The organism is Patulibacter sp. (genome assembly GCF_030655195.1).
Taxonomy (GTDB): domain Bacteria; phylum Actinomycetota; class Thermoleophilia; order Solirubrobacterales; family Solirubrobacteraceae; genus Patulibacter.
Map to the genome: position 1 here is coordinate 1 of NZ_JAURWA010000174.1, position 9532 is coordinate 9532.

The 9532-nt window shown below is 74.2% G+C and carries 10 protein-coding genes and 3 tRNA genes; 10 read left to right on the forward strand and 3 right to left on the reverse strand.

What is annotated here, in order from left to right; genetic code table 11:
• Both Q7T67_RS18710 and Q7T67_RS18715 read left to right on the forward strand, forming a co-directional pair.
• Positions 1–655 (forward strand): SbcC/MukB-like Walker B domain-containing protein (locus Q7T67_RS18710; protein WP_304793397.1); only part of this gene is annotated, 655 nt, incomplete at its 5' end.
• A gap of 47 nt (positions 656–702) precedes the next feature.
• Entirely contained in the window at positions 703–1722 is a 1020-nt protein-coding gene (locus Q7T67_RS18715; RefSeq protein ID WP_304793400.1) for an iron-siderophore ABC transporter substrate-binding protein, read from the forward strand.
• A gap of 22 nt (positions 1723–1744) precedes the next feature.
• Here Q7T67_RS18715 and msrA read toward each other — a convergent pair whose 3' ends face one another.
• Entirely contained in the window at positions 1745–2443 is a 699-nt protein-coding gene (gene msrA / locus Q7T67_RS18720; RefSeq protein WP_304793403.1) for a peptide-methionine (S)-S-oxide reductase MsrA, read from the reverse strand.
• Between the two features lie 259 nt (positions 2444–2702).
• Here msrA and Q7T67_RS18725 point away from each other — a divergent pair, with 259 nt between their 5' ends.
• The 4 genes from Q7T67_RS18725 (at position 2703) to Q7T67_RS18740 (ending at position 4400) form a co-directional block, all read left to right on the forward strand.
• Positions 2703–3386 carry a hemolysin III family protein gene (locus tag Q7T67_RS18725; RefSeq protein WP_304793405.1) on the forward strand — a complete coding sequence of 228 codons (684 nt, stop codon included), beginning with the start codon at positions 2703–2705 and terminating at the stop codon, positions 3384–3386.
• A 121-nt stretch (positions 3387–3507) separates the two neighbouring features.
• A tRNA-Ser gene (locus Q7T67_RS18730) sits at positions 3508–3597 on the forward strand.
• 162 nt (positions 3598–3759) lie between these two features.
• On the forward strand, positions 3760–4227 hold the full coding sequence (locus Q7T67_RS18735; RefSeq protein ID WP_304793408.1) for a hypothetical protein: 468 nt from the start codon (positions 3760–3762) through the stop codon (positions 4225–4227).
• A gap of 99 nt (positions 4228–4326) precedes the next feature.
• Positions 4327–4400: transfer RNA gene (locus tag Q7T67_RS18740), tRNA-Arg, on the forward strand.
• Positions 4401–4481: 81 nt separating this feature from the next.
• Here the strand turns inward: Q7T67_RS18740 and Q7T67_RS18745 are convergent.
• Positions 4482–5447, reverse strand: a complete 966-nt coding sequence (locus Q7T67_RS18745) for a hypothetical protein (RefSeq protein ID WP_304793411.1) — start codon at positions 5445–5447, stop codon at positions 4482–4484.
• A gap of 198 nt (positions 5448–5645) precedes the next feature.
• Entirely contained in the window at positions 5646–6212 is a 567-nt protein-coding gene (locus tag Q7T67_RS18750) for a hypothetical protein (RefSeq protein WP_304793414.1), read from the reverse strand.
• A 160-nt stretch (positions 6213–6372) separates the two neighbouring features.
• Between Q7T67_RS18750 and Q7T67_RS18755 the strand changes: the two genes are divergently transcribed.
• The 4 genes from Q7T67_RS18755 to Q7T67_RS18770 form a co-directional block, all read left to right on the forward strand.
• Positions 6373–8079 carry a hypothetical protein gene (locus Q7T67_RS18755; protein WP_304793417.1) on the forward strand — a complete coding sequence of 569 codons (1707 nt, stop codon included), beginning with the start codon at positions 6373–6375 and terminating at the stop codon, positions 8077–8079.
• Between the two features lie 59 nt (positions 8080–8138).
• Positions 8139–8212: transfer RNA gene (locus Q7T67_RS18760), tRNA-Arg, on the forward strand.
• A 73-nt stretch (positions 8213–8285) separates the two neighbouring features.
• The gene (locus tag Q7T67_RS18765) at positions 8286–8903 is read left to right on the forward strand and encodes a hypothetical protein (RefSeq protein ID WP_304793420.1); all 618 of its coding nucleotides are present in this window, start codon (positions 8286–8288) and stop codon (positions 8901–8903) included.
• On the forward strand, positions 8900–9532 hold a 633-nt coding region (locus Q7T67_RS18770; protein WP_304793423.1), incomplete at its 3' end, for a hypothetical protein. The genes Q7T67_RS18765 and Q7T67_RS18770, both read left to right, overlap by 4 nt.

Genomic DNA, 9532 nt, shown 5'->3' on the forward strand with positions numbered 1-9532 from the left:
CGCGGCGGCCGGTGCGTGCGTCGCGGCGCTGGAGCAGCGGCGCGCCGGGTTGGTGGCCGCCCTGGACGACCTCGGCCCGCTCGCGGACGCCGCCGACCGTGCGCACGCGCTGGCCGAGCTGGCCCGCGGCGGGGCGGGCAACCGCCGGCGGATCCAGCTGTCGTCGTGGGTGCTCGCGGCCCGCCTGGAGCAGGTCGCCGCGGCCGCGAGCGTGCACCTGCTCGAGATGTCCTCGGGCCGCTACGCGCTCGAGCTGCACGAGGAGCCCGCCAGCGGCCGGGGCAAGGGCAACGCCGGCCTGGGGCTGCGGGTCCGGGACGGCTGGACGGGGGAGCAGCGCGACACCTCGACGCTCTCCGGCGGCGAGTCGTTCTTCGCGTCGCTGTCGCTCGCGCTCGGGCTGGCGGAGACCGTCGGCGCGGAGGCCGGCGGCCTCGACCTGGGCACGCTCTTCATCGACGAAGGCTTCGGGACGCTCGATGAGCAGACGCTGGACGAGGTCCTCGGCGTCCTCGACGCCCTGCGCGACGGCGGACGGGCCGTGGGCATCGTCTCCCACGTCCCCGAGCTCAAGCAGCGGGTGCCGATGCAGCTGACGGTGCGCAAGGCGCGCGCCGGCTCGACCCTGTCGCAGGGGGCGGTGGCGGCGGAGTAGCCGGCGAGCGGCGACGCGCCACGGATCCATCCATTAGGGTTCCCTCAATGCGACGCCTCGGGCTGCTCCCCCTCCTTCTGGCCACCGTCACCCTCGCCGCGTGCGGCGGCAGCGACGACGACAGCACCCCCGCGACCGCGGGCACCGGCACCACCGCCGCACGGGCCACCGACGGCTTCCCCGTCACCGTCACGCACGCCCGCGGCACCACGGAGATCCCGTCCGAGCCCAAGCGCGTCGTGACCGTCGGCCTGCGCGACCAGGACACGCTGCTCGCACTCGGCGTCAAGGCCGTCGGCGCGATGGACTGGTTCCAGCAGGACACGTTCGCGAAGTGGCCCTGGGAGGACTGGGGCGGCACGCCGCCGGAGATCGTCAGCACCGGGGGCTTCGAGGTGAACTTCGAGCGCGTCGCGGCCGCCCGGCCCGACCTCATCCTCGGCGTCTACCAGGACATCAGCAAGGGCGACTACGAGAAGCTCTCGCAGATCGCCCCGACCGTCGCGCAGAGCCCGAAGTACAAGGCCTACACGACGCCGTGGCGCGAGGAGACCCGCACGATCGCGAAGTCCGTCGGCCGGACCGCGGCCGCCGACCGCCTGATCGAGGACGTCGACGCGCGGTTCCAGAAGGTGCGGGAGGAGCACCCCGAGTACCGCGGCAAGGAGGCGGTCGTCGTCGATCCCAGCTCGACCTACGCCTTCAGCTCCACGGACCCGCGCGGCCAGTTCCTCAAGGAGCTCGGCTTCGCCGGCTCGCCCAGCATCGACAAGCTGGCCAAGGGCGAGTTCGGGCTCTCGCTCAGCGACGAGCAGCTGACGGCGCTGGACGTCGACAAGCTGTTCCTCCTCGTCGACGCCAAGGGCGGCGAGAAGGTCCTCGACAACCCGCTCTTCAAGCGCCTCGACGTCGTCAAGCGCGGCGACGTCGTGAAGGTCCCCTACTACGACAAGCCGCAGACCGGGGCGGCGATCGCGTTCAACAGCGTGCTGAGCCTGCCCTACGCGATCGACGGCACGGTGAAGCTGATCACCGAGAACGAGGCGCAGAAGCAGGCGCAGCGGTAGGGGCGGCGGGGCCGCCCCCGCCCTACGAGGCCGACACGAGACCGATCGGGCAGCTGACGCCGGTCTCGCCGTGGCCGCAGTAGCCGTTGGGGACCTTGTGCAGGTAGGCCTGGTGGTCGGGCTCGGCGTAGAAGAACGGGATCTCGCCGCCCACCAGCGCGCCGCCGAACGCGGCGGCGCCCGGGCCGCCGTTGCGGATCTCCGTCGTGATCGGGCCGTGGCCGGCGTCCGCCAGGGCCTTGCCGTAGTTGACCTTCGACGCCTCGGCCTGCTCGAGCTGCTCGTCGGTGGTCGTGTAGATCGCGGAGCGGTACGACGTGCCCATGTCGTTGCCCTGGCGCATGCCCTGGGTCGGGTCGTGGCCCTCCCAGAACCGACGCAGCAGCTGCTCGAACGTCGTCTGCTCGGGATCCCAGACGACGAGGACCGCCTCGGTGTGGTTCGTCCTGTCCGAGCAGACCTCGCGGTAGGTCGGGTTCGGGGTCTGGCCGCCCTGGTAGCCGACCGCCGTGACGAGGACGCCCGGAGCGGTCCAGAAGGTCCGCTCCGCGCCCCAGAAGCAGCCCATGCCGAACGACGCGTGCTGCGAGCCCTCCGGGAACGGCGGCACGATCGGCCGTGCCAGCACCGGGTGGACGCCGTGGACCGGCATCAGCTGGTCGCGGCCGGGGAGGGTGTCCTCGGCGGGGATGAGGGTGTCGGGCTTGCGGCTGAAGAGCATGGTGGGACCTGCCGGTGTCGAGAGCGTCCGGACCCCGCCTCGAGAGCGGAGAACGGCTCCCATCGAGCGTACCGAGCACGTCAACCGGGCCCGCCCGGTCCCGGTCCCGTCGCCGGTGCCCCGGGCCGCCCGGCCCCGGCCTCGCGAGCGGTTCGGCGACCCGCCGGATCCGGCCTCGCGGGCGACGGGCGGAACGGTGCGCGAGACGGGGGTGGACCCCCGGGACGGGTGGGCCGCGAAGGCGTACGATGTGCCGCAGGTGAACCAGGTCATGAGCTCCTCGAAACTCATCCCCCCGATCCCCGCGCTGAAGCCCACGATGCGGGGCGTCCTGCACCAGTGGGCGGCCGTCGTCGCGGCCGTCGCCGGGGCCTACCTCGTCATCGCGTCACCGACCGCCGAGGCACGCCTCGCGTCGGCCGTCTACGCGGTGTCGATCGTCGGCCTGTTCGCGGTCAGCGCGACGTACCACCGGATCAACTGGAAGAAGCCGACCGCCCGGGCCTGGATGCGCCGCCTGGACCACTCGATGATCTTCGTGATGGTCGCCGGCACGGTCACCCCGATCGCCGCGCTCGTGCTCGACGGCGGCTGGCGCACCACGGTCCTCAGCGTGGCCTGGGGCATGGCCGGCGTCGGCATCATCATCAAGCTCCTGTGGATCGGTGCCCCGAAGTGGCTCTCCGCGGCGATCTACCTCGGCATGGGCTGGGCCGGCATGGCGGTCTTCCCCAAGCTGGTCGGCGACCTGGGCGTCTGGCCCGCCGTCGGGCTGCTGGGCGGCGGCGTCCTCTACACGATCGGTGCCGTGATCTACGCCACGAAGAAGCCCGATCCGCTCCCCCGGATCTTCGGGTACCACGAGATCTTCCACGCCCTCGTGATCGTCGCGGCGCTCGCGCACTTCCTCGTCGTCGCGCTCGCCGTCGTCCCGAACGCCTGAGCCGGCCCGGCGCGAGGACCGCTCCGCAGTGCCGCCGACGGCCGGCCCTGCGACGCCCGCGGCGGCCTCCGCGACCCCTCGCGTCCGTCCCGCGCGACGGTCGCTAGACTCGCCGGTCCACGGAGCGTTGGCCGAGAGGCTTAAGGCGCTCGCCTGCTAAGCGAGTTGGGGGTTGAAAGCTCCCTCGGGGGTTCGAATCCCCCACGCTCCGCCTGTCGGAACCCCTGTCCATGACGGGGGTTTCGTCGTTTCGGGGGTCGCGCGGGTCCGACGACCCCGGTGGCGCATGTCCGACGTCCCCGGTGGTGCCACCGCACGCGGCCCTCACGGGGTTCTCACCCACCGGTGGCGCCCCCGGTGCGACGATGCGGCCATGCGCATCCGCACCCGGACACCACTGGCCCTGGCCGCCGTGACGCTGGCCCTCCCCCTCGCGGGCGGTGCGGTCACCGTCCCCGTCGCGTCGGCCCAGTCGACGCCCGATGCGTGCGCCCAGGCGCTGAACCCCGACCGCCGGACCGTCTACCGGATGTCGAACGGTGGGAAGACGCTGGGCTACGCCCGGGTCGTGGTCACCGCCACGAAGGCCAACCGGCACCGGTACTGCATCCAGGTGCAGTTCGACGGTCGCAAGCTGTTCCACGCCTTCGGCCAGTCGAGCTACATCCGTCGGAACGGCACGTGGGTCAACGAGGGCGGCCTCGGCGACTCCGGGTACCGCACCGGGTCGTACACGAAGTCGATGCAGGTCCCCGACAAGCGCCGGATCGACCAGTCCTTCTCCGTCCGGGTCGGCGGTCGCTGGTACCGGACGATCTCGATCTCCCGCTACAACCTCTAGCCGACGCGACCGCCGGCCCACCCACGCCCGCGGCCCGTTCGCCGCGCGGGTGGTCCGGACGACACGCCGGGCGGGTTCGCGCTACAGTCCACCGCCGTTGCGCCCGTAGCTCAGCTGGATAGAGCGTCGGTCTACGGAACCGAAGGTCAGAGGTTCGAATCCTCTCGGGCGCGCCTCCTGAAACCCCCGCATTGCGGGGGTTTCGTCGTTCCGGGGCCCGGTCGCGCCCCGGCCGCGGGTCGGCCTCGCGGCCCCTACTTCCCGTCGATGCGCACGACGTCGTAGGCCGTGTCGGCCGCCGGCGGCGTGTTGAAGCGCGCGTTGACGGTGAAGAGGCGGCCCTTCGCGACGGCCAGCGTGGTGGGCACGTCGAACTGGGAGTCGGTGATGGTGCGGCGGACCGTCGCCGACGCGTCACCGCGGCCCAGGCGCAGGACCGCCACCCGGTTCAGCCGGTTCTGGACCGCCAGCAGGGTGTTGCCCGACCGCAGCAGCCCGTCGCCGTTGGTCAGCGGACCGCCCGTCACGGGGATCAGCGTGCTGACGCCGGTCCGCGGGTCGACGCGGTGCAGCTCGCCGGTGCGGCTGTTGACGACGATGACCCGTCGGCCGTCGCGCGAGGCGACGATGCCGTTGGCCTCGTTGGTGGCCGGATCGGCGTCGTAGGCGAGGCTGCCGGTGATCGGGACGGTCCGGGCCTCGCCCAGCGCGCCGCGACGGCCGATCGGCACGACGACGAGCCGCTGCTGGGCGGAGTCGGTGAAGACGGCGCGGTCGCGCAGGATCGCGACGTCGTTGACGAACGCGGGGCCGCTCACGGCGGGAGAGCGGTACAGCAGCTTCCCGGTGCGGGCCCGGTAGACGGAGACCGTGCCGGTGCGGCCGCCGGCGACGAAGAGCCGGTCGCGGCGGTCCACCCGCAGTCCCAGGGCGCTCGGCGCGTCGGCCTGGGCGGGGACGAGTTCGCGCGGGGTGCCGCCGCGGACGCTGCCGACGACGATCTGCCCCGTGGCGCGGGACCCGGCGTAGAAGCTGCTGCCGCGGGCCTCGATGCCCTCGGGCTGGAAGCCGGCCGGCAGGGCGATCGTGCTGGGCAGCGCCCCGCGGCCCTTGCCGCCGCGGTGGTCGTCGCCCTTGCCCTTCCCGGCGTGGGCGGCCGTGGGGACCAGGGCGACGGCCGCCACGGTGGCGACGGCGAGGACACGGCGATGGGAGGTCATGCGATCCCGGTTCCCCGTGGCGCGCCGCCCCACTCCTGGCGCACCGGCACTGCAGGTCGTGCTAGCCGGCGGCGCGCCGTCGCCTCGCCCCGGTGGTGCCCCTCCCGACCGCGTGCTCCTCGGGCGAAGCGCGACCCGGTGGCGCCCCTCCCCACCGTGCTCCCCGGGCGGCGCCCGCGGCGTCGCCCGGGCCGCCCCCTACAGGTCGCCGATGTGGACGGCGCGCCAGTCCGAGGACACGCCGTTGGGGTTCTTGACCTTGCCGCGCACGGTCGTGGTCGAGAACCACTCGCCCCCGACGCCCCACCCGGCCTCCTCGGTGAGCGGGAAGCGGTCCGTGCTGACGTGCACGCTGCGGACGATGGTCTGGCCCGCGTAGATGAAGTGGGCGGCGGTCTGCTTGTCCCGCAGCGTGAAGCAGAAGTAGTTGAACTCGACGTCCTCCTTGCCCTTGCGCTCCCAGACGAAGCTCCGCGGCGAGCCCCTCCGCCACGAGCCGTCCTTGCAGGAGGTCAGGTAGCCCTCCCGCGCGGCCCGGAAGCCCTCCTGGCAGTCCGACGAGCTGCCGCTGCCGCAGTCGATGCCGCCGTAGTAGCCCAGGGCGGGCGGGGCGGCCGACGCGTTGAGCTTGCCCGAGGGGACGGTGGCGGCGGTGGTCGCGCCGGCCTTCGTCGTCGTGGTGTCGTCGTCGGACCCGCCGCAGGCGGTCAGGCCGGCGGCGGCGATGGCGGCGGTGAGGCCGAGGGCGATCGAACGTGGGTGCATCGGACTTCCTTCTGGGTGCGGCCTCGGCGGAACCCGAAGCGACGGCGAACGTACGGCGTCTGGACGCTCGCATCGGGAAAGACGGACGAATGGTGAACAGCGTTAGGGCCATCCGTCCGCCGGGGGTGCGGGACGGCGCCGGGACCCGCAAGGTGGTCGGGTGCCCGCCTGCGCCCACCGAGTCGTGCTGCTGCTCTGCACCCTCCTGGCCGTCGGTTGCGGCTCCTCGCCCCGACCACGGTCGCCCGCCGACGTGCAGCTGCTCCTGGGCGGCGCGAATCCGGCGAAGAGCTCCTCCGCCGGCGTGCCGGACTACCGCCCCACCGGGAAGCTCGTCGCCGACAACGGCCTGCGTCCGGGGGTCGACGGCTTCGGCTTCGCCAACTACGGCGACGACCAGGACGTCCAGAACCTCACCCCCGCCGCCGTCGAGGAGCTCTTCGGCCCGACGGTGTGTGCGAGCGGGACCCGCGCGACCTGCGAGCTGATCCCGCCGGCCCGGGCCTGGATGCACACCGAGAACGCGGCGATGGCCGCCGGGCACTGCTTCGGGATGGCGGCGGCCGTCGCCCAGTTCTTCGGGGCCGAGCTGCAGCCGGCCCGCTACGGCGGGTCCACCGCCCCGCGCCTGCCGCTGACCCACAACGCGCCGCTGCAGCGCACCCTCGCGCAGCTCAGCGCGATGCAGGAGCTCCCGTCGGTCCGTCGCGACGCGGTCGCCGGGACGCCCAACCAGATCCTCGATCGGCTGATCGCCGCGACGAGGCCCGGCGGGACCCCGTACGTGCTGGGGCTCTTCCGTCCCGCCGGCGGCGGCCACGCCGTCACGCCCTACGCCGTCGAGGACCGGGGCGACGACCGCTACGCCGTCCTCGTCTACGACAACAACTTCCCCGGCGTCACCCGCGCGATCTCGTTCGACCGCCGGGCGAACGCCTGGGCGTTCGTCGCCCAGGACGACCCGACCGACCGGGCCCAGCGGTACTCCGGCTCGGCCGCCGCCGCGAACCTGGCGCTCTTCCCGGCCACCCGGCCGAAGGGCCTGCTCCCCTGCCCCTTCTGCCGGACGGACGACACCGCCGCGAAGGGCTCGGGCCCGACGGCCACCGAGATCGCGCTGGAGGGCGACCCCGAGAACCACTCGCGCCTGCTCATCACCGACGCCCGAGGTCGCCGCACCGGATGGGTCCGCGGACGCCTCGTCGACGAGATCCCGGGCGCGGAGGTCGTCCGTCGGCTGACCGGCGCGAACTGGAGGCAGGACGGCGAGCCGGTGTACACGATCCCCGCGGGCGTCTCGTTCACCGTGACGATGGACGGCGCGGCGCTGACGGCCCCGGTCACCGAGCGCCTCGAGGTGATCGGCCCCGGCGACCGCGTGGAGCTGGCCGGGGTCGCGCTGCGGCGCGGCGAGCGGGTCTCCGCCCGGGTCGCGGGCGACGGGTCGAAGGTCGAGATGACCATCGACCCCCGCCACGACGAGTCGCCGATCCTGCGCGTGGGCATCGAGGGGCACCCGACGAGCTGGGACTTCACGCTCAAGGTGCACCGGCTGCGCGGCGGATCGACGCTCGGTCTGCGCCTGGACCGGGAGCGCGAGGAACTCGACATCGACACCCGCAAGGTCGTCGACACCGCCGAGTACGACGTCGAGCTGGGGACCTACGACCTGGGCTTCGGGCGCTACGACGTCCGGCTGGACCGGCTCGGCGAGGACGGCACGACGACCTTCCAGCACGACGACCTGAAGATCCCGCGAGGGACGTTCGCCCGGCTGGGCTACGGCGGGTTCGACGCGAAGCACCGGCGCCTGCGGCTCGTCGAGGAGCGCGGCGGCCGAACGAGCACCGAGCGGATCGGCGGCTGAGCTCGCTGCGCGCACCGCGGCGTCGGCCCGTCGCCGCCATTACACTCGGGCCTCGCGATGCGCCCGTAGCTCAGCTGGATAGAGCGTCGGTCTACGGAACCGAAGGTCAGAGGTTCGAATCCTCTCGGGCGCGCCTCACCGTCAGCCGCTCCGCCGGACCGGCGGACGCGGACCGGTCCGCCGCCGAGCGTCCCGCCGAACCGCCCGTGTCCGACCTCGCCCCCTACGAACAGGCCCCGTCGCCGGAGCGCCGCCCCGCGCCGGACCCGGCGCCGCCCGCGGACGACCGGTCCACGGGCGACGGACCGCGCGAGCTGTGGCGCCGCGCCAACGCCGCGACGCGCGGCACCGTCCTCGGCGTCCTGCTGGTGCTGCTGGTGGCCGGGTCGTTCCTCGCCGGCCGCGCGACGGCCCCCGACGGTGGCGGGACGGATCCCGCGACCGCCGCCGATGCCCCGGCCGACACCCAGCTCTCGGCCGCCGAGCTCGCCCGGGCCCGGACCGACGACGCGGCCGCCAAGCGCGTCGCCCGCGACGTGGTCACGTTCGTGGAGTCGTGCGCCGCGGTGGCCGCCGACGGGGACTACTCGCGGTGCCGCACGGCCGCCCAGCTGAACGTCGGCTCGACCCTGCCGCTCGTGGACGGGGCGCGGCCCGGGCGCGGCCAGGCCGCCGTCGCCGCGTCGCGCGAGGGGTTCACCGTCGTCTCGGTCTCGGCGTCGGGCAACAGCTTCTCCATCGGCGAGGAGGGCACCAGCGAGCCCGTCCGCACCTGCACCGACGGCGGGGCGAAGGACGCCGGGTGCGTCGGCGGGGTCTGGTGAGCGCTCCGCGCCTGCCGACCTACGAGGCGCTCCTGGCGATCTCGACCCGCGGTGCCTGGGACCCCGGGGCGTTCGACCTGGCCGCGGACCGCGCGCGGTTCCCCGGGCTCCCCGCGCCCGTGCGCGAGCGCCTGACCGGACTGCTCGCGGGGTTCGTCGTCGGCGAGGAGGCGGTGGCCGAGCACCTCGTCCCGTTCGGCGCCGGCGCCGTGGACCCCGGCCTGCGGGCCTGCCTGGACGCCCAGGTCGCAGAGGAGGAGCGCCACGCTGACGCGGCGCGGCGCGTGTGGGACGCCGTCTGCTCCGGCGACCCCGCCGCCCACGCCCCGACCGCCCTCGTCGCGCTCTTCCGGGAGCGCCTGCCGGCGGCGGCAGCAGGAGCCGGCGACGACCTCACCGGGGCGGTCGCGCTCTACCACGGCCTCCTCGAGGGCGTGGTCTTCATCGCGGGCCAGCGGGCCGTGCGGGCGCTGGCCGAGGAGTGGGGCCTGCCGGGCGTCGCCGGGACGTTCGCGCGGATCGAGCGGGACGAGCGCTGGCACGTCGCCCTCGGCGCCCGCGTGCTCGCCGACGCCGCCGACGGGGCGCGCGTCGCGGCCGCCCTGCCGGCCGAGGCCGTCGGCGCCGCG